This window comes from Leptospiraceae bacterium (assembly GCA_025059995.1).
Classification (GTDB): Bacteria; Spirochaetota; Leptospiria; order Leptospirales; family Leptonemataceae; genus SKYB61.
On record JANXCF010000010.1, the window covers coordinates 23,475 to 43,990 of the forward strand.

The following is a 20,516-nucleotide window of genomic DNA, read 5'->3' on the forward strand; positions in this document are numbered from 1 at the left end:
ATTTAATTAGCTAAGAAACCATATTAGTGTTAAAAAAAAAGTTAAGTGTAGTTTTTAGTAATATAAGTATTCCTCTTTACTTTTGAGAGTATGATATATGTTCTTTGCTAATGCTATGTCCAAAGTATGACCAGTTTTGAAAGCAATGATGTGAGCAATTAATGGGCGATTTAATAAGTACAAATCTCCTACTAAATCCAAAATTTTGTGTCGGATACATTCATTTGAAAATCGGAGCTGATTTAAATATCCATCCTCTGTGAGCACAACAGCATTCTCTAAAGATGCCCCTCGTATAAGTCCCTTTTTCTTTAGTAATTCCACATCTTTAAGAAAACCAAAGGTTCTTGCAGGAAGAATCTCTTTCTTCATCACTTCCGAATTCAAGGAAATAGATAAACTTTTCCCCCTTAGGTCGGGATGTTCATAGTGGATTGTGTAGGTTACTTTGAATTCATCTGAAGGCACAGCGATAATGTATTTATCATTCGAAACTACCCAAACAGGATTGGTAAGCTTGATGGGTGTGATGGGCGAATCCTTGTATTCCATCACTCCAACAGAGCTCATGATTTCAAAAAATTCTATTGATGAACCATCTAAAATGGGGATTTCTTCTCCTTCTAATTCCACGATCAAATCCGTTATTCCTAAAGTTGCTAATGCTGCGAGAAGATGTTCTACGGTAGATACTTGCCAATTTCCGTTACTTAAAACCACTGCGTTTTGTGTATGTTTGACGTTTTCGACATTAGCTGGGATTTCTTCTTTGGTTTTTGCATTTCGAAAAATAATCCCTTGATGACTTGGTGCAGGTAAAATTCGCACTTTTGCTTGAGTCCCCCGATGCAAGGTGATACCTTGTAGATGTATTTCATTTTTAATAGTAGAACGAAAATATCTTCCAATATAATTTGGAGCATGAACTTGTAAGATTGTATTTTTAACCAGCAAAGAATTCATTTCGCAACAAAATAAGCAAAAAAAATGCCACAACAATAACAAAACAAAATTTTGATTATGTTTATTTCTTTATTTATTTCCATTAGAAAATATAGAAGTAAAAATAATATACGAACAATAGTACATATGAAAAAAAGGAAATTTTTTAATAACTACAAAAAAGTAATGTATCATTTTTGATACACTGAAAACATTTCTTAACGCCTCAAGACAAGTTTGATTCTATGATAATATTCTGACCTAAAACAACCTCTAATTTTGATTTGACAAATTGTGCAATGCAAAAAAATCTTCACATCACTACTTAAGGAGGTAGTATGGAACTTCAAAGAACACTACAAAATTTACTAAATGCTGGCATTGGTTTATATAAGACCAGTGAAGAAAACATCAAAAAAGTTTTATCTGATTTTGATCAATTCTATGAAGAACTTGTGAAAAAAGGAGCTGCCGAAGACAGCGAACTTATTACAAACATCAGAAAAAATCTCGATGATATTGTGAAGCAAATTGAAGAAATCAATCAAAAAGCTAGCCAGACTTTCGAAGATCTCAGCAAATTAATACAAGAAAATTATCAAAAGCTAATTGCTGAAATCGAAAAAGTTGTTCCTAAAGAACAATTTGAACAGATCAAATCCAGAGTCGATGAGTTAATCAATACACTTCAAACAAAAATCGGTGAAATTTCTCAGCAATTTAGAAAAGAAGAACCTCAAAAAACAGAATAACTCATCTTGCCCTGCATTGGCAGGGCTTTTATTGCAAAATAAAATCTGCTTTGATGGTTCGACTATCCACCAACGATTGAAGTATAAAAACAATCTCACTAAAAGTGAATGCATTTTGATTGAGTTCATTTACAAGCTCTTCGATATTAGTTGCTTTTACTTGTACTACCGAACGAACTTGATCTAAGCCGGGAGTATAAATATAAATACCTTGGTAAGCTTCCCTCTGAATTTTATCATATTGTTTTGGTTTTGGAGTTCGTATCACAGTAAAGGGACTAAGAGAAATATCCCCCATCAAAACAATCGTTTGTTGCTTTGGATAAACATAGATCTTCGCTTTTTGAGGTATACTCACTTCCAAATTCAAAATCTGAGAAATCAAACTCAAAACCTCATCCCTTTCGTTTATGATTACAATACTTCCACCATCAATTTGCAAGTTGATATTTGGAAAGTTTTGCTTGATAGTATGATGTAAGATTGTCAATACATCAAAATCAAACTCCAAAAGTTGCAAACGAAATTGGTTGCCTAATTCCAATTCTTGTAAATCCCTTTCGATAATCACGCCATTTGGTATGTATCCTGTCCCAGTCCTTTGAAAAAGAGATTTTTCTTCTATTGTGGTATGGATTTTCCCCTGAGCTAATGCATAAATCTGTCCATTTGCCCCGAACAATGGTGTTTGCAGTAAAACTCCATCTTGAAGGGATTTTGCATCACCAATTGAAGCCACATAACAAGATATTCGATCCCCTTTTTTTGCAAAAGGAGGAATTTCAGCAATCACCATTACACTTGCGATATTTTTTGTATCAAAGTCTCTGATACTGACTTGAAGATTCCACTTCGAAAAGAGATTTTCTAATATTTGTTTATTTAGACTTGATTTTGTATCACCAGTTCCATTAAGACCGACTACGATCCCATATCCAACCAATTGATTGTTTTTGTATCCTAAAACACGAACTAAATCTTTGATTTTTGCTTTGTTTTCTTTTTTGATGATTGTGATATTCTGAGTTTGTTGCAACGTATTTTCTTGAGAAATTAGAGAAAAAACTAATCCTAGAAAAAAAACTAAAAAGTATCTTTTTTTATGGAACATTGATATTTTGTTCTTCTAAGATTTTTCTTAGGTATTCCAAAAAGATTTTTCTTTTTGTGGCATCATCAATGATAATGCGTTCTTGCTCTAATTGTAAATTTTGATTAGACTCTTCAACTACATTGACTTGGATAACAAGATTCGAAAGGTAATTTGATGGTATCGTGTAGTTTTTGATGAAGCGAGTATGGGCTTCTGCTTGAAACCCAACAAGATAGCGAAGTTGATCATATTGATATTGTCGAAATCCTTCCAAAAAAAGCTGTTCTCCAACTTTGTTTACAACTTTCAAAGCAATCTTTGATTGAAAACGAAATTGATCTTTTTTCTTGAAGTTTTGACTTTTTTGAGAGCTCCTTGTATCATTCACATCTGGAAGAAAATCAAAAAGAAGCTTATCGGGTATTAATTTAATTGATAGATTTTTTTGTTGTCCTTTCTCAAACTCTGCATGAAATTGAAGGTTTTCGTGAAATTCAATAAGAATCACATCACCAATTTTGTAGCTTTCCTGATTGGGTGCATAGATGTTTTCGCCATTCCATAAATCTTCTGCTTGCAGGAAAAAAATTGAGTTTTTATGATAAACAAAATAAAAGCTAACATTCAACATCAAAAATAAGCCAAAAAGAAGTTCAATTAAATAAAACCTCATTTTATCGCTTCATCGCAATGGCTGTTCCAAGCATGTTGTCCGAAGTAATGATGGATTTGGAGTTGGACTCATAAGCTCTTTGAGCCACAATCATGTTCACCATTTCTTCTACAATCTTCACGTTTGACATTTCCAAAAATCCCTGAAGCAAACTACCAAAACCTTCTCTTCCTGGAATGCCCTCAATCTCTGGACCACTTGCAACTGTTTCTTTAAAGAGATTGTTTCCAATAGCTTGTAAACCTGCTGGATTCACAAATCGATACAAAAGGATTTGTCCAATTTTTATTGGGCGAATTTCATCATAAACTTTTACAAACACTTCTCCATCTTCAGTTACTTGAAGACTATGATTGATTGCTCCTTCGGGAAGCACAATGGGGGGTTCCAACAGATAACCATTTGAAGTCACAATTTGTCGATTCGAATCAATCTTAAATGAACCGTCTCTTGTGTAAGCAAAACTCCCGTCAGGAAGAAGGATCTTAAAAAAACCCACTTCTGAAGTAATGGCCAAATCAAATTTATTTCCTGTGTTTTGTAAGCTACCCATCTCAAAGAGCTTTTGTGTTGCCGCAACTCTTGTGCCACTTCCCACGTAAACACCCGTGGGTATTTCTGAAACTGGGGTTGCTGGTGTTCCAGCCAAAATGTGTTGTTGATAAATCAGATCTTCAAAGTCCACACGGTTTTTTTTGAAACCCGTCGTATTTACGTTGGAGAGATTGTTAGAAATCGTATCCATTTGGTATTGTTGTGCAATCATGCCTGTTGCCGCAGTCCATAAAGATCTTAGCATAAACCCTCCGTTTTCAATTTCCTTCGGTAGATTCTTAAAAATTTTAACAGAGAACCAATAATTAAAAAAAATCGACTTGAAATAAATACCTATTTTTTTTATAGCATGGAACTTTTGATTGAAGGAAAGAAATTTAGAATAGTAGCTGTTAATAAACTCGACTGCACTTCGTGCTATAGCTGTGTTGCCCATCTTCCACAGTATTTCCGTATGGATGATGAGGATCTTTCCGAAAGCCATAACAATGGCGAAAACATAAATCATGCATATGTTCCCGAAGAAGACTGGGAAGCCATCCAAGAACAAATCGAAATATGTCCTGGAGAGTGTATCCACTGGAAGGTATCATAACTCATAATGAAACAAAAGAGAAATCAAAAAAATAATTCAGAAATTTCGAGAACCCTCCGAAAACAAGTTTTAGAACGGAGGGTCTATGATCATCAATCATAACATCAGTGCTATCTTTTCGCATAGAACTCTAAAATTTCATGACTATGCGATGGGGAAAGATATTGAAAAGCTTGCTTCGGGATTGAGGATTAATCGTGCGGGAGACGATGCCGCAGGTCTTGCCGTTTCAGAAAAAATGAGAACCCAAATCCTTGGACTACGTCAAGCAGAAAGAAATGCCGAAGACGGAATTTCCTTTATACAAACTACTGAAGGTTATTTACAAGAAACCCAAGAAATCATCCAAAGAATACGAGTTTTAGCCGTCCAAGCAGCGAACGGAATTTACACAGCCGAAGATCGCCAACAAATCCAAGTAGAAATTTCCCAATTGATTGATGAAATTGATCGAATTGCCTCTCAAGCAGAATTCAACAAAATGAAGATGTTGACCGGAGCTTTTGCTCGACTCAACCCATCTGCTTCCATGTGGTTTCACATTGGTCCGAATATGCATCAAAGAGAGAGAGTTTATATTAACACCATGACAACAGCTGGTTTAGGTTTAAGGAACCCCACAGTTCTAACGTTCATCTCAATAAGCACGCCTGACAAAGCCAATATGGTCATTGGTCGAGCAGATGAAGCTCTACGTAGAATTTCAAAACAAAGAGCGGATTTAGGTGCTTATCAAAACCGATTAGAACACGCAGCAAAAGGTTTGATGAATGCTTATGAAAACATCCAAGCATCAGAATCCCGTATACGAGATACAGATATGGCTGAACAAATCATTTCCTTTACAAGATACCAAATCTTGACTCAATCCGCGAATGCGATGTTGGCACAAGCTAACCAAAAACCTCAATTAGTTTTACAACTCCTCCGTTAATGAGCCACTTTTGAAGTGGCTTTTTTAAAATTGATAGGGATAGCGAAAAATCCCCATCTCTGTGATAATACCTGTTATCAAGTGAGAGGGAGTAATATCAAAAGCAGGATTATAAACTTCTACATCAGGGGGCGAAGAAATACAATCACGAAAATTTCTTACCTCATCAGGTCTTCGAAATTCGATTGGAATATGAGAACCATCAGGAATGCTTGTATCAATACTTGTTGAAGGAGCAACCACATAAAAGGGAACAGAAAAATATTGACTCAAAATAGCTATACCTAATGTCCCAATCTTGTTGGCTGTATCCCCGTTCCTCGCTATTCGGTCAGCTCCAACTAAGACCATGTCGATTTCTTTATTCGCAAAAAGACTCGCCACCATATTATCAGTAATGAGCATATTCGGAATTTTTGCATATTGAAGCTCAAAAGAAGTCAATCGGGAACCCTGAAGCAAAGGTCTTGTTTCAGTATTATAAACAAATATTTTTTTATTCTGCTCTACGGCAGTGTAAATCACTCCAAGAGCTGTTCCTTTTCCAGCCGTAGCCAAAGAACCTGTATTACAATGAGTTAAGATTTTTGCACCATCAAAAACTAACTGACTACCCCAAAAACCTATTTTTTCGCACAGTTCTTTATCTTCTTCGAAAATTGAAAGCGCTACTTTTTTTAATTCTTTTAAGGCTTCAGTTAAATCATTCCATGCTATTGAAAGAACCTCACCACGAATCCGTTCGATAGCATAAAAGAGATTTACTGCCGTTGGACGTGATTGAGAAATTTTTTTTAGATTTATGTTTAACTCATTATAAAATTCTTCAAGACTTTGAATTTGCCTATTTTCTACTAATCGTTTTTGTTCTACATAGATACTAAGAGCTGCCATGACTCCAATCGCAGGTGCACCACGAATGCGAAGACTTTTAATAGCTTCAATGGCTTGATCAATGTTTGTTATTGTTTTGTATTCAATCTTTTGAGGTAGTAAAGTCTGATCTAAAATTTTCAATTCATCATTTTCGAAAACCAACGAGGATAGAATCATTCTTTCTTCTCCTCACTTTCAACTTCAAGATAAGAAATACCTGCTTTGATAAACAAATCTGGATAAATATCAATACACTCAGGAAAAAAAGAAAAAAACTCCTCTAAGGGAACAATTCGGTAGTACATTCCAAATTCTTGCTGAAATTTCTCAGTAAAAGGAAGGTAAGGGGTCATGTGAAAGGGAACTTTTTCTTGGAATTCATTGATTGATTTTAAGTCAATTTTTGACGTAAAGTCAATTTGGATTTTCATCAAGTTCCAGTTATTCTTGAAAGTGAGTTTCTCAGTTGACTCTGATACTTTTGCTTTCGATACGAGATCTAATAGTCTCAATAAGGGAAAACCTTCTTCAAAATATAAGTCTACATTAATCTTGATAAATTTTTGAGAAATCCCTAAAGGTTCCCAAATTTTTCGAACTTTAGAAGGGAATGCATTAGCCAAACGAATATGCTCTCGCAAAGTATGTAAATCATTTTTGGGTAGTTCTGGATACCCAAATTCACCCAACCAAAGCCAAGAATAGATATCTTGTGGAGTATAGTTTTCATAATTGTTGTAAAACCAGTTTGCAAAACGCAATTTTTCATCTAAACTGAATACTTGGTATTTATCAATTAAAGCTTCTATATCAATCTTCATCTGTCTTTTCTTTTAACTTCATTCGGATTGGAACCCCATATAATTGAAAGTCTTCGCGTATCCGATTTTCTAAAAAAGAAATAAAATTTGATGAAATCAAGCTTTTATGATTACAAAACAAAACAAATATTAAAGGTTTTTCAGCTACTTGGGTAGCATAGTAGATTTTAAATTTCTGATTGTGGGGGAATTTTTTCAACTGTTCTTGGATGTAGCGGTTGAACTGAGAAGTAGAAATCCGAAAGTGCAGTTTTTCGTAGAGCTCCAAAACCTTTTTCAAAGGTTCAGTGGCTCTTTTCTTGGTTTTTGCTGAACCAAACAAAATAGGAACATTCTTCAAATAAGGCAATTCAGCATATAAACCCTCTAAGTACTCTTTTTGGATTTTGTCATGTTTATTTTCAATCAGATCCCATTTGTTCACAAAAAGTATCATCGCACGATTTAATTCTTTTACGAGAGCTACGATTTTTTTGTCATATTTTGTGATTCCATCAGGAGCTGAAATCACCAAAATCACAATATCGGAATCTTGAATAGCTCTGATGGTTCTACGAGAAGAAATAAACTCTATATGATCCTCAATCACCTTTCTTTTTCGTAAACCTGCAGTATCCAAGATTCGTATGTTCTTTCCAAAAAAACGAATCACAGTATCAATTGTATCCCTTGTTGTTCCTGGAATGTCAGAAACCAACGATATTTCTTTTCCTGCCCACAAGTTAAAGAGAGTGGACTTCCCCACATTGGGTTTCCCCACGATGGTAATGCGAATATCATCCTGAAGAAAGTCAGAAACCACCGTCGAATCATAATAGCCCTTTTTTTGTGATTTTTCACGATGTTTTTCTTCGTAGTCTTTGTCGTGACGAATCTGAGGAAACATTTCCGCCAATATACTGATAAGTTTTTTTACATTGTATTTACTCAGTGCTGAAATTCCTATGGGAGAAAAATTAGCTTCAAAAAAATTGGGAAGAAACTCAAATTCTCGTTCTTTACTATCTATCTTATTCACAGCTTCGATAATGGGTTTTGTTAGTTCTTTTTTATGGTATTCTCGGAATTCAAAATCAAACCTACTGGGAGAAGGTGGCTCCATCAAGTGAATGATGACATCAGCCTGGGATTTGATGAATTCATAGGCTTTTTCTCTGGCTAACCTTTCCAGCTCATTTTTCTCTTCCCCCAGATCCATCACGTCCAATCCCGGAAGATCGTAAAACAAAGCATGTATCCCAAAATTTTGGATTTCAACCTCAATCACATCTCTTGTAAGTCCTGGATAATCATCAACAATGGTTCGTTGTTTTCCGGACAAGAGATTAATTAAGCTGGATTTTCCTACATTTTTCTTCCCAACAATGGCAATTTTGAGCAATTTTTTTTTAGTAATCATATTGTTTGTACTTCAAGACCCGTTGGATTTGTTTTTCGGTTTCTTTTTTTCGTTCTTCTTGTCGCTTGTCATAAAGTTTCTTTCCTCTACATAAGGCAATTTCTAATTTGACTATATTTTTCGAATTAAAGTAAAGCTTCAAAGGAATGATGGTCAGCCGTTTCTCTTTTACCTTTGAGCTCCAGCGCTCAATCTCTTTTTTATGCATTAAGAGTTTTTTGGTTCTTGTTTCTTGATGTCCAAAATGCTTTGCATTTTCGTAAGGAGCGATTTTTAAATTTACAACAAACATCTCTCCGTCTTTGGGAATTACAAAAGAATCATCCAAGTTTACTCTTCCAGCCCGAATGCTTTTTACTTCTGATCCTAAAAGTTGAATCCCCGCCTCTAAGGTTTCTAAAATTTCATATTCTTTTTTTGCTTTTTTATTATGGAAAGATCGTTCTCTAAACTCTTTTTTTTCTTTTGCCATCACTGACAGTTTTTTGCTTTCTATGAATAAGTAAATACCTAATAAATTCGTATATACTTTTCTATCACATATTTAGCAAAAGGATATGCTGCTGTAAAAGCAGGTGAAACTGCATTCAAAACATGAATGGAATTTTCTTCTTGTTCTACGACAAAATCATTCACAAGTTGTAAAGTCTTTTTATTCAAAAGTTGGGCACGAATCCCTGCTTTGCCCCATCGAAATTTTCGTTCTGGAATTTCTGAGACCAACATCATGGCTTTTTTCAGTAAATACGATCTATTGTATTTTTTTATTTCTTCTGCTGCAAAACTACGAAACTCAAAGGAACTTCTCAAAAAAAGAGATGAACCATGATAAAGTATCTTTAATAATTCCCCAAAACGAAAATTCTCAAAACCCGAATACTGTTCTCGCCAAAAAGCTGGTATAGCCGTAGGTCCGATTTTGATTTTATCATCAATAGTAATAGTGAAATGAACCCCCAAAAAAGGGAAGTTCAAATCTGGAACAGGATAAATATTCGTTCGAAAAAAGTTTTGATTCTCTGCCTCAAGATAGAGTCCTTTAAAGGGTAAAATCGTATAATCTTTTCCCACTCCAAAACCTTTAGCTATCCTATCCGCATACAAGCCTGCAGCATTGATGATGAACCTACTTTTAATTTGATAGTTTTTCGTGATCACTTGATCTTTTCTTCTAGTGATGTAGGGTTCTGAGAAAAGAAATAACACTGAAGTTTTTGATAATTCTTCTTTCAAATGAAAACTGATTTTTTTTGGGTCCACATTCCCTGTTAAAGGTGAATATAATGCCCTTTGAAAGGTTTTTGCCTTGGGTTCAATTTCTTTGAGTTCTTTTTCGTCGATCAGTTTTAGCGGAACTTGATTCTTATTTCCTCTCTGATAGAGCTCCCAGAGGGTTTTTAATTCATCTTCGTTTTTTGTAACAACGACTTTTTGGGTGTTTTTATAGGGTAAGTGATTTTTGAGGCAATAGTCCTTCCAGTAGAGATTTCCATCTTTTGTCAATTTTGCTTTGAGGGAATCAGGTGAATAGTAAAACCCGGCATGAAGCACCCCACTGTTTCTGCTACTTGCATGGAGTGCTACATCATTTTCTTTATCAATAATAATGATCTTTGCATCCGTAAAAACTTCTTTGAGTCTTTTAGCAAAGACAAGTCCAATAATCCCAGCACCAATGACCAAAAAGTCAGTCTCAACCTTTTGCATTAAAAATTTTATAAAAAAAGGGAACTTATGGATTCTTCATTGTGGATTCTTCGAATAGACTCTCCTAATAATACTGCAATCGATAAAACCACAATTTTGGGTATTCTTTTCTCTGGTGGTAAATAAATTGTATTTGTAAATACAACTTCATCCAGTTCTGAATTTTGTAATTTTTCTATAGCATTCCCAGAGAGCACGGCATGAGTGGCACAAGCAATTACTTTTTTTGCCCCTTTTTCTTTTAGAGCTCTCGCTGCTTTTGTAATAGTTCCGGCTGTGTCAATTATATCATCATAAATAATACATTCTCTACCCTCTACATCGCCAATCACATTCATGATCTCTGCATCATTAGGCTGAGGTCTTCTTTTATCTATGATAGCTAAATTTGCTTCTATGTGCCTTGCAACATATCGTGCTCGCTCTACACCCCCCGTATCAGGAGAAATCACGACAGGAGCTTCAAATTGTTTATTTTTGATGTAATTAATGAACACAGGAGCTGCATAAATATTATCAACAGGGATGTGAAAAAAACCTTGAATCTGATCTGCATGTAAATCTACAGTTAAAACTCGATCGGGACCAGTTACTTGCAAAATATCGGCTATTACTCTTGCTGAGATGGGGACTCTTGGCTCAGATTTTCTATCTTGCCTACCATATCCATAATACGGAATAACTACAGTAATTCGTTTCGCAGAAGCTCTTCGAACGGCATCGACAGTCAATAAAAGTTCCATTATGTGATCATTTGCTGGCGCTGATGTAGGTTGGATGATAAAAACATCTTTACCTCGTATGTTTTCGTTGATTTTTACTGATATTTCCCCATCTGAAAATTTTTTTATACTCACATCAGCTAATTTTAGATTCAAATACTTAGCGACTTCTTCTGCTAAGGGTCGATTTGCATTGCCTGATATTAACAAAAGTTCAAAACTCATAATTTAAAAAAAGATAAATTTTTTTTTGTTCTATTTGAGCAAGTAATAAATACGATTTAACTCATTTAATTCATCAATGGTGTTTGCTCCAAATGCTTCGCGTGAGTCCTGCAATGTATAAACAGAGAAAAATTGATTTTGCTTTCGATAAACTTTAATCACATCAGGAAGATAATATTCTTTCTGGACATTATGATTGTTGATTTGTTTGATTACATGAAAAACCCCAGGAAGACGAAATACATAACATCCTGTATTGATTTCTTTGATTTTTTTTGTTTCTTCATCAGCATCTTTTTCTTCGATTATGGCTTCTAATAAGCCTTCTTTGTTTCGAACGAACCTTCCATAACCTGTGGGATTTTCTAAAACAGCACCAAGAACAGAACCAGGGGTTTGATGAACCTCACAAAGCTCAAACAATTTTAAAAACGATTTTGTTTTGATCAAGGGCATGTCTCCAGCTGTCACTAAAACCAACCCCCTCTTTTGAGACAAATATGGCTCAGTCATCAAGAAGGCATGTGCTGTTCCTAATTGTTCTTTTTGTTCAACAAATTCAATTTTGGATGATTTTTCTGGATAGTTTTGATGAACAAATTCCTGAGTTTTTTCCTCTACTAATTCTTTTTTATATCCTACTACAATCAAAATTTTCTCTAAGTCTATATGAAACAAATTTTCCAAAACATGATGAATCATGGGTTTTTCTGCCACTTCCATTAGTACTTTAGGAAGATCGGATTTCATTCGTGTGCCCTTCCCAGCGGCAAGAACAACAGCATATTTCTCTGATACCATGACGAAAACACCCTTGCGTTTCTAATGGCTGGGCAGGGAGGATTCGAACCTCCGAATGTCAGAACCAAAATCTGATGCCTTACCGCTTGGCGACTGCCCAGTGAGTATCCGAAAAGGAGAAAAACTTCTGCTTGAATCCATTTTATTTAGAAATCTTAGGGACTCAATCATTTTTTTCTTGTCGTTATACAAAGAAAAAAGAGCTGAACCACTACCTGTCATTCTTGTCAACAGGGGTTGAGTTTTCATCAGATTTTCTTTGCATTCCCAAAGTTCAGGATAGAGATTCAAAACTGGTTCTTCAAAATCATTTCTTGTGAAATTAAAAAAATTTTCTATATTCTCGTTAAGAAAATTTGATAATTGTTTTTTTTGATTCGTATAATCAAATCCCTTCTTATCTAAAGGGCGTTTCAACATTTCATATGCTAATTTTGTAGAAACAGAAATCTCATTCAAACACAAAATGCCATATAAACCAGAGAATATCGCCGAATTTTTCAAAGGTTCTATGATTTCTCCACGACCCATTACCCAACTTGGCTTATTGTATAGAAAAAAGGGAATATCAGAACCAAGAGAAATGGCAACATCATAAGCTTCGTTAAAATTCAAAATCCCTACTTTTACCAAAAATCTTAATAAAGCACCTACATTTCCCGAACCACCACCCAAACCTGAGCCCGGAGGAATTTTTTTGTATAACCTTATCGAAAGCTTAGGGATTTTGAATCCTTTCGTTAAAAGTATTTCAAAAAGTTTATAGATCAAATTTTTTTTGAAATTTCCTTTCTCCGAAACTTCTTCGAATTCAAGTCTTGGTTTTTTTAACGAAATGAGGTTTATGCTTTGAAATTCTATCTTATCAGGCTCTGTAAGAAAGTTATCTGTATTTAGAATAATTCGTAAACGATCTCCAAAAGAAACAGGAAGAAAAAGGCTTAAAATGTTGTGAAATCCATCCTCCCTTTTATTCAAAACATGTAGAAATAAATTGATTTTGGCATTCGAAATCTCATCATAAACTTTCATTTAGAGATTTTCTTCTCAACAAACTTGACGTGTTTTCTTACAATAGGGTCGTATTTTCGAACTTCTAATTTCGAAGTTTGCTTTTTCTTGTTTTTTGTTGTGGTATAAAAATAGCCTGTTTTTGCTGTTGATTCTAATTTGATTATTTCTCTCATGTGGTTATATTTTTTATGATCAATAAAACGTCAACTTTTATAAAGAAAGCTAAGACGCACTCTGATAAGAGTGCTCTTAGTACTCCATTGACTCAATTAGGTATTCAAGAACTTTTTGATTATATTCATTTGAATCTCTTTTAGCGAAACCATCCACCATTCGGTAAAGAATATTGAAATGATCAAGAAGAATCAAATGAAAATCCCTTTTAAATTCAACCCTATGAGGATAATTTGGTGTATTATGCATACTACCTAGTATAATTACATTCGTTGGTTTTTGATTATATCGATGTAAAATAACAACATCATCAAGCCCATCTGTTTCTGGACTTGGATCAATCACTAATTCAACATCTTTTATTCCTTCTCTGATGTTATCTCTAACAATACGAGATACTACCATGGTCATTCGAAAATCCTGAGGAATATCAATTACACCTTGGTTTACTCTTTCATAAAATAAAGTTAGTGACTTTCTTCTTGAACCAATTACTTCTCTGGTTGGTGAATTTTCATCATAGATAAAATCAAACTGAGTGAGCTCAATCCCATCTCTTTGTTTAAACTGTAATTGTGGAACTTGAACACCTTGACTCACAACATAGTCAATTCGTTCTTTTATTTTTGCTAGGGTTTCTTCTGTAGTACCAAAACCAACTAACAAGAATTCAGGAGTTTCTTTTACATAGCGTATATAGGTATTTCTTGGAGTATAAATGATATTTTTAAGAGTATGACGAAAATCTAAAGGATCTTCTCTATGTTTGAAAAACTTCGCTCTATCATCTTTGGCAAGATTTATTAACGGCCCAAATATAGATAAGCGTTTGTATGCATCCGCTATATTTCTATCCAATATTTTTTCTGTTTGTTGTAGGTCCGGGTATTCTTTTCTTTCTTCTTCTCTATCAATCAGTTTTTGCTGCCCAAAAACGTAGGTTGTCATCACAAAAAAAATGAGTATATACTTCCAAATCTTTACTTTCATAACCACTCCTCTTTTTAATTATAGGTATTTTCGCTTTACGAATTTAATGAATTTAAGAATTTTTATTTTTTTTCTCCTGAATTTTGTTCGGTATTAGATTTTTCTACGGGAATATTTGGGGGTGTTTCTTCTGGAATAGTGATTTTTCTTCGTGGTTCAGCAAATAAAATTGCCAACAAAATCGCAAAAACAAAAAAAAGAGCTATCCCCCACCAAGTGATTTTCTCTACAATATCCATAGTAGAAGCACCAAATGGAGTATTTGATGCACCCCCCATAATACCTAAACTCCCCCCTTTACCAGATTGAATTAAAATAAAAAACATCAAAACAAAACTCAGTATAATAAAAATAACTATCAACGCCATTTTGAGAAATTCCATGACATTATACCCAAGCAAAAAAATCAATTATCAAGAAAAATTTCATTTAGTCCTTGTAAATCATTTCTTTTTATAATTCCATCGTATTTAATTTTTCCATGATTTTTACTAAGCTGGCAAAATCTTCTTCTCCATAACCTTCATTCATACCTGCATTGTAGATTGACTTTAGTCCCATCGATAAGGGAAGAGCTACTTGATGCTTGATTGCTTGTTGTATAGCATGGTTGACATCTTTGTTCATGTTCTTCAAAGAAAAATGAGGTTCAAAATTCTTTTGTTTTGCTAACGACATTTTGGCTTCCAAAATAGGAGAATTTACAGCTGAATTTTGGAGAATTTCATAAAAAACTTCAAAATCAACTCCCTGCTTTTTAGCTAAGAAAAATCCTTCTATAAGGATTTGATACACGCCCGCTTGAACCAAATTCAAAGCAATCTTGGCTCTTTGTCCGTAGGAAACTGGTCCACAAAAAATTGTCTTTCTACCACAGGTTTCAAAAAGATCTTTGCCAGCTTCATAATCCTCTTTTGTTCCCCCCATCATATATAAAATCTGACCTGCTAAGGCGGCGTTTTTACTTCCCGTCATGGGTGCATCAAAAAAGCGGACCCCTATTGATTTTGCCTCTTCAAACATCCGAAGGGTTAACTCAGGAGAAGTGGTCCCAGTATCGACAATAACTTTCTGTGGTGTTCCCAAAAAATCAGGATGAAAAAAAATCTTTTCAACAACGGAATCCTCAGTTAAGCAAAGTACAGTCAAATCACTATCTTTCACAGCTTCTTTCAAAGAATCCGTAATGATTGTATGTTGGTTTTGTAAGTCCTGAATTTTTTTTGGATTCCTTGCATAAAGTTTTAGACGGTATCCTTTTTTTTGAAGGTTGATGGCCATCCCCCTACCCATGATTCCTACACCAATGATACTTATGGTTTTCATCTTTTACCTCTTTTGACGTTTAGTGCTTTAAAAAGAAAGTAAGGTTTTCCCTTACTTTCCCGAGTCAAGCTTTACATTTATGAAGAATAGAGAATGCTACTAACGCCATTTTGGTTTTTAACTATGATTTGGTTTTGGAAACGCTTTTTCATGTATTCAACATGGGTAATGATACCAATTTGTCTTTTTCTATTTTTAATCATCTTCAAGAAATACTCCTCAAGAGTTGAGATCACTGAATCTAATGTTCCCTCATCAAGGCTTCCAAAACCTTCATCAACAAAGAGAAAATCAAACTCAAGACCTGCGGTTCTTTGTCGAAACATATCGTTTAACCCCAATGCCAACGCCAAACTCACGTAAAACGTTTCTCCTCCAGATAGTTCGTTAATGTTTCGCTCAACCCCATTATAAGAATCAAAGACCTTAATCCCTAAGCCTAATTTCTTTTGACGTGCTTCAATTTTTTCATCCGTATAAAACAACTCATATCGATTCGTAATAGATTTTAAACGTTCATTGGCATTCCTCAAAACTAAATCAAAGTAAACGTTTAAAATATACTTATCAAAAGAAATTCTTTTCAGATTCTTTCCTTCTCCCTTGAGGATCTGGGTTAACTGATTGACAATATCATATTCATTTTTTTGTTGTTTATATTTTTCAATTGAATTAACAAATTCATCACGATCTTTCTTTAAACTCTCGATCTTACTTAATAATTTTCCTATTTCTTGATTGATACTCGTTAATTCTTCTTCTATTGAAGAAGTAGAGTTTTTTATGTCTTCTATTTCCTTTTCAATCTTAGCTTTTTCACTATTTTTTTGTTCAATTGTTTGTTGAATTTCATTGTCATTGAATTCAGGAAGTTTATCTAGAATTTGATTGTATAATTGATTTTTTTGTGGTTCTATATCGGTTTTTTGTTCATCGAATTCTTTTACTTCCTTTTCTATATTATCTAACTCTTCACTTTCGATATAAAAATTTTCAATATCACTTTTCTTTAATCCCCTTTGTTTAAGATGATTTTCAAGTTTTTCTTCAAGTTCTTCTAAATTTTTTTCATATTCTTTAATATTATCTTTCAACTTTGATTTTTCCCCTTCTAATTTTCCAATCTCTTCAGATATCCCTATGATTTGTTCTTGAATTTTATCAAATTCTTTAATTTCATTTTCTAATTCTTTTTTTCTTTCGTTTAACTTATTCTTTAGTTCCATTACGTTGTTTTTTTCAATAATATCATGTAAATCCGGATAGTATTGTTTAGCAAATTCTTTTAGTGAATTTCTTACTGAAAGCTCTTCTGAAAATTTATTTATTATTTCTTCTTTATTTATTTTTTCATCAATGGCTTTAATTTGTTTTTCTAACTCATCAATCTTTTCTTTTAATTTATTTCTTTCTTTCAATAATTTTTCAGGCTCAAATGTTTCTGCAGACTTGTACGGTTGAGGATGCTCTAAAGAACCACAAACTGGACAAGGTTCTCCTTCTTTTAAACCACTTGAAAATTTGACTTTAAAAATATCTTCTAATGAATGTTCAATCTTATCTAACTTAATTTTGTATTGGTTTTTTTGTTCTTCCATATTTTCTTTTTTTTGTTTTTGGGAGTTTAAATTTTTGATTTCTTCTTGTAGTTTTTCAAAATTTGGTATTTTATTGAGTATATCATCTATTTTATACTTTTGGTACTCCTTTGATTTTTTTTCCCCTTCCTTTCCTTCTAACTCTTTTTTTTTTATCATCAAGTTCCTTTTGTTTTTTCTGTTTTTCCTTTTCTTTTGCATTGATCTCTTCTTGAGATTTTTTAATATCATTTTCTAACTTTTCAATTTGTTTGAAGATTGGGTATAAATCCGAAACCTTTCTCGCATTTTCGATTTTTTCTTTTTTTTGCTTTATCTCTTCTTGCTTTGATAAGATTTTTTCCTGGTATTCCTTTACTTTTTTATCATATTTATTCAAATCCTTGATGATGTCCTCGATTTTTTTCTTTTCATCTTTTTTCTCATTTTCCTGTTGACTCAAGTTTTTTTTCTTTTCTTCTTTACCTCGTTTTGATTCTTCTAAATTTTTCTTTTGATTTTCTAATTCTTGTATTTTCAGGTCAAATTCCGAAATCACATGATTGTCTTCAATGGATTTCTTGATTAAATTTCTTTCTAAAATTGTCTCTAAATCATTTCTTTTTAATTCAATTTCCTTCTCTAACTGCTTTCTTTTCTCATCAATAAAATTAATAAATTTTTCATAGAAATCTAATTGAAATACTTTAGCAAGGAAATCAGCTCTTTCGTCTGATTTCAACTTCAAGAAGTCGCTAAACCTATTTTGAGGTATTACCACAATTTTTTGAAACTGATCTAAAAATTTTTCAGTAAAATCTTTTATTTCAATTCCTCCGAAAAAGGGCAACTTTTGCATAGGTCCCGATTTAGTACTAAGAATTTCTGTTTCAGTTTCGAATTTGATTTTTTTTAGTAATTCCTCTTTATCCAATTCTTGTAGAGACTTTATTGAACCTTTTAATTTTTTATCTTCTTTTTTAAAATTGTATTTTGTATATCGTTTAATAGTATAGATTTTGCCATTATACTCGAATTCTAACTCAACTTTCGATAAATAATTTTTTTTCGTTTTCTGAGAACTCAAATAACCAAGAGAGTTGAGTACTTGAGCATTTATATGCTCATAATTTTTCAAACCATCTTTATACTCACCAAAAAGGGCAAATTGTATGGCATCTAAAATTGTAGATTTCCCCGCCCCTGTGTTTCCAACAATAAGAAAGATTTGATTCTCAGGTAATCTTGTAAAATCTATTGTAATTTGATCTTTATAGGATTTGAAACCTTCTAAGGTTAACTTTCTCAATTTCATTTTAACCTCCTATTATTAAATCTCCTTTTTTAAATTCATCATAGTATTGCTTAATGATTTTTATGAATTCATCTCTTGGTAATGAAGTGTCATCATCTGATGTTTTCTCGAGGGTTGGCTCTTTTTTTGGTGATGTAGCATCAGTTTCTTCTTTCTGAGTCTGAGTTACATAGTCTAAAAACTTGGAAAATAGTTGTTCAATCGATAGTTCATGAACTTCTTCATAAGTAAGGTTATATTGCCAACTCCTCAAATTTGAAATTAATTCTTCATACGTAATGGATACTATGTTATTAAAATAGTTAGATAATTCGTCCTTCAAACGAGCTCGTTCATGATAAGAAAGGGAAGTATCTTTTATATTGATAAAAACAAAATCGTCTTTGTGTTGATGATATTTTGAATTGTTAATGATATTCGATTTAGTGTCCTCAATATAGACTACGTCCCTCATGGGTTTAAGTGGGATTAATTTTGTTTGAAATGTTTTCCCATCCCATTCATGCAGAAGAATCCCTTTGGTATGAGAAACTTCCCTCTCAGAGTACTTATAAATAGAACCCGAATAGTAAATTGAATCTGAAAACTTTAAATGCTTGTGAAAATGCCCAAGTAAAACCAACTTGAATTTTTTAAAAACCTCAGCCGAGACCAATCCTACATTTCCATAAGTATCATCTTCAGAAGTTTTGTCTTCTGAATAACCCATATAATCTATCGCAGCGTGAGTAATCAAAATTGGAATCCCATGATCTATTTCTAAAGAAGAGAACAGAGTTTCGTAAACTCCCTTATGATCATCGACTCTATGATCAGGAAATTGCTGGTTGAAATCAAAAATACGAATAAATGGAATAACATAAAAATCAAAATCAAAACCATTTTTGTGGATGGGAATTTTTAATGGCTTTGGCTCTTTCGTTGATGGTAGTTTGGATATGATTTTTAGATTTTCTACCATTAGTTGGGAACCAAAATTGAGCTTGTCAGAAGAATCATGATTTCCGTTAATGATGATGAAGGTGGTTCCTGGATGAGATTTCACTGCTTTTACTAAAAATTCATCGAATAAATTTACGGCTTCGTCTGAGGGATTATAATGCTGATAAATATCCCCAGCCAAAACAAAAACATCTGGCTTTAATTCATTAAGCTTTTCTATGATTTGATTGAGTAATTCCCTTTGAACCTCAAAAAGGGATATTTCATGAAATTTCTTTCCAAGATGCCAGTCAGCTGTATGCAAAATTTTCATAAATTCCTCCTAATATATAGCAAGACGAGATAGGTTTTGTTTCAATTCTTTAGGAATTTTTTTCTACCGGATTCAGATTTTTTTACTTTGGAATATTGTTTTAGGAGAAAGAAGTTATTTAACTACCATATCCTATTCGTTTTTTTCTGAGTTCTCGGATTTCTTGTTTTCGGTATTCGGGGAGTTTTTGGATATTTCCTATAGAGTGGGCTATACACAAAATCTTAGCCGTGTGTTCCAAGAGCTCCATTTTGTTGTAGGCTACCCAGATGCTACTTCCAAATGTAATAGCACCATGATGAGAAAGTAAAATAGCCTCCGAATCCAAAAATGGCTCAAGGGCATGAAACATCTCTATCGTTCCCGTTAAAGCATAAGGTGCCGTTGGAACATCACCTAAGATCAAATGAACCTCAGGTAAATCCGTATCCATAAAAGAAATTCCATTCAATGTAGCAGCAATACAATAGGGTGGATGCGCATGCACAATGGCTTTTATGTTTGGTCGTGATTTGTAAATGTTAAGATGCATGGGCAATTCTGTTGAGGGTTTTTTTTGATGGGATTCCAATACATTCCCCTCGAAGTCAACTACCACGAAATCATGAATACTTAGATTTCCTTTGTGAACCGCAGATGCGGTAATTATGATTTTCCCCTCATACTGAATCGAGAGGTTTCCCTCTAATGCTACAATCATGCCTTTTTCGTATAACCGTTTTCCTACTTCAATCACATCTTGTAGCAATCCCATCAATTCTACGTTCATA

23 protein-coding genes and 1 tRNA gene are annotated in these 20,516 nt (G+C 33.6%); 4 read left to right on the top strand and 20 right to left on the bottom strand.

Annotation, left to right across the window (positions count from 1 at the left end):
- Positions 1-54: 54 nt before the first annotated feature.
- A complete protein-coding gene (gene lpxC / locus NZ853_11065) occupies positions 55-963 on the bottom strand; it encodes a UDP-3-O-acyl-N-acetylglucosamine deacetylase (protein ID MCS7206224.1) in 909 nt (302 codons plus the stop codon).
- A gap of 317 nt (positions 964-1,280) precedes the next feature.
- Between lpxC and NZ853_11070 the strand changes: the two genes are divergently transcribed.
- Entirely contained in the window at positions 1,281-1,694 is a 414-nt protein-coding gene (locus tag NZ853_11070; GenBank protein MCS7206225.1) for a phasin family protein, read from the top strand.
- Between the two features lie 28 nt (positions 1,695-1,722).
- On the opposite strand, the gene NZ853_11075 is transcribed toward NZ853_11070, so the two are convergent.
- From NZ853_11075 to flgG, 3 genes are read right to left on the bottom strand one after another with little or no spacing between them, the layout of a single operon-like run.
- Positions 1,723-2,805, bottom strand: coding sequence for a flagellar basal body P-ring protein FlgI (locus tag NZ853_11075; GenBank protein MCS7206226.1), 1,083 nt, complete (start codon positions 2,803-2,805; stop codon positions 1,723-1,725).
- On the bottom strand, positions 2,795-3,460 hold the full coding sequence (locus NZ853_11080) for a flagellar basal body L-ring protein FlgH (GenBank protein ID MCS7206227.1): 666 nt from the start codon (positions 3,458-3,460) through the stop codon (positions 2,795-2,797). Before NZ853_11080 ends, NZ853_11075 begins: the two co-directional genes overlap by 11 nt.
- Before the next feature lies 1 nt (position 3,461).
- Positions 3,462-4,259: a flagellar basal-body rod protein FlgG gene (gene flgG / locus NZ853_11085; GenBank protein MCS7206228.1), complete on the bottom strand. Its 798-nt coding sequence runs from the start codon at positions 4,257-4,259 to the stop codon at positions 3,462-3,464.
- 105 nt (positions 4,260-4,364) lie between these two features.
- Here flgG and NZ853_11090 point away from each other — a divergent pair, with 105 nt between their 5' ends.
- Complete coding sequence (locus NZ853_11090; GenBank protein ID MCS7206229.1) at positions 4,365-4,610, top strand: ferredoxin; 246 nt, start codon at positions 4,365-4,367, stop codon at positions 4,608-4,610.
- A gap of 85 nt (positions 4,611-4,695) precedes the next feature.
- Positions 4,696-5,544: a flagellin gene (locus NZ853_11095; GenBank protein ID MCS7206230.1), complete on the top strand. Its 849-nt coding sequence runs from the start codon at positions 4,696-4,698 to the stop codon at positions 5,542-5,544.
- Between the two features lie 24 nt (positions 5,545-5,568).
- On the opposite strand, the gene mtnA is transcribed toward NZ853_11095, so the two are convergent.
- From mtnA to NZ853_11135, 8 genes are all read right to left on the bottom strand, one after another.
- Complete coding sequence (gene mtnA / locus NZ853_11100) at positions 5,569-6,597, bottom strand: S-methyl-5-thioribose-1-phosphate isomerase (protein ID MCS7206231.1); 1,029 nt, start codon at positions 6,595-6,597, stop codon at positions 5,569-5,571.
- Complete coding sequence (locus tag NZ853_11105) at positions 6,594-7,241, bottom strand: hypothetical protein (GenBank protein MCS7206232.1); 648 nt, start codon at positions 7,239-7,241, stop codon at positions 6,594-6,596. The genes mtnA and NZ853_11105 overlap by 4 nt, the downstream gene beginning before the upstream one ends.
- The gene (der, locus tag NZ853_11110; GenBank protein MCS7206233.1) at positions 7,231-8,640 is read right to left on the bottom strand and encodes a ribosome biogenesis GTPase Der; all 1,410 of its coding nucleotides are present in this window, start codon (positions 8,638-8,640) and stop codon (positions 7,231-7,233) included. The genes NZ853_11105 and der overlap by 11 nt, the downstream gene beginning before the upstream one ends.
- Entirely contained in the window at positions 8,630-9,112 is a 483-nt protein-coding gene (smpB, locus tag NZ853_11115; GenBank protein MCS7206234.1) for an SsrA-binding protein SmpB, read from the bottom strand. The genes der and smpB overlap by 11 nt, the downstream gene beginning before the upstream one ends.
- 38 nt (positions 9,113-9,150) lie before the next feature.
- Positions 9,151-10,347, bottom strand: a complete 1,197-nt coding sequence (gene lhgO, locus NZ853_11120; protein MCS7206235.1) for an L-2-hydroxyglutarate oxidase — start codon at positions 10,345-10,347, stop codon at positions 9,151-9,153.
- 8 nt (positions 10,348-10,355) lie between these two features.
- On the bottom strand, positions 10,356-11,294 hold the full coding sequence (locus NZ853_11125) for a ribose-phosphate pyrophosphokinase (GenBank protein ID MCS7206236.1): 939 nt from the start codon (positions 11,292-11,294) through the stop codon (positions 10,356-10,358).
- Positions 11,295-11,324: 30 nt separating this feature from the next.
- The gene (locus NZ853_11130) at positions 11,325-12,095 is read right to left on the bottom strand and encodes an NTP transferase domain-containing protein (GenBank protein ID MCS7206237.1); all 771 of its coding nucleotides are present in this window, start codon (positions 12,093-12,095) and stop codon (positions 11,325-11,327) included.
- A 25-nt stretch (positions 12,096-12,120) separates the two neighbouring features.
- Positions 12,121-12,195 (bottom strand) — tRNA-Gln (locus NZ853_11135).
- Positions 12,196-12,561: 366 nt separating this feature from the next.
- Between NZ853_11135 and NZ853_11140 the strand changes: the two genes are divergently transcribed.
- Complete coding sequence (locus NZ853_11140; protein MCS7206238.1) at positions 12,562-12,693, top strand: hypothetical protein; 132 nt, start codon at positions 12,562-12,564, stop codon at positions 12,691-12,693.
- Between the two features lie 430 nt (positions 12,694-13,123).
- On the opposite strand, the gene rpmG is transcribed toward NZ853_11140, so the two are convergent.
- The 8 genes from rpmG to NZ853_11180 form a co-directional block, all read right to left on the bottom strand.
- Entirely contained in the window at positions 13,124-13,282 is a 159-nt protein-coding gene (gene rpmG / locus NZ853_11145) for a 50S ribosomal protein L33 (GenBank protein MCS7206239.1), read from the bottom strand.
- Positions 13,283-13,358: 76 nt separating this feature from the next.
- Complete coding sequence (locus NZ853_11150) at positions 13,359-14,273, bottom strand: hypothetical protein (GenBank protein ID MCS7206240.1); 915 nt, start codon at positions 14,271-14,273, stop codon at positions 13,359-13,361.
- Positions 14,274-14,335: 62 nt separating this feature from the next.
- Positions 14,336-14,656 (bottom strand): preprotein translocase subunit SecG, encoded by a 321-nt coding sequence (secG, locus tag NZ853_11155; GenBank protein ID MCS7206241.1) that lies wholly within the window; start codon positions 14,654-14,656, stop codon positions 14,336-14,338.
- Between the two features lie 70 nt (positions 14,657-14,726).
- Positions 14,727-15,599, bottom strand: a complete 873-nt coding sequence (locus tag NZ853_11160; protein ID MCS7206242.1) for an NAD(P)-dependent oxidoreductase — start codon at positions 15,597-15,599, stop codon at positions 14,727-14,729.
- Positions 15,600-15,676: 77 nt separating this feature from the next.
- A complete protein-coding gene (locus NZ853_11165) occupies positions 15,677-17,356 on the bottom strand; it encodes a hypothetical protein (GenBank protein ID MCS7206243.1) in 1,680 nt (559 codons plus the stop codon).
- The gene (locus tag NZ853_11170; GenBank protein ID MCS7206244.1) at positions 17,289-18,491 is read right to left on the bottom strand and encodes an AAA family ATPase; all 1,203 of its coding nucleotides are present in this window, start codon (positions 18,489-18,491) and stop codon (positions 17,289-17,291) included. The genes NZ853_11165 and NZ853_11170 overlap by 68 nt, the downstream gene beginning before the upstream one ends.
- Before the next feature lies 1 nt (position 18,492).
- Positions 18,493-19,746: an exonuclease SbcCD subunit D gene (locus NZ853_11175; GenBank protein ID MCS7206245.1), complete on the bottom strand. Its 1,254-nt coding sequence runs from the start codon at positions 19,744-19,746 to the stop codon at positions 18,493-18,495.
- 118 nt (positions 19,747-19,864) lie between these two features.
- Positions 19,865-20,515 carry a class II aldolase/adducin family protein gene (locus NZ853_11180; protein ID MCS7206246.1) on the bottom strand — a complete coding sequence of 217 codons (651 nt, stop codon included), beginning with the start codon at positions 20,513-20,515 and terminating at the stop codon, positions 19,865-19,867.
- Position 20,516: the final 1 nt, after the last annotated feature.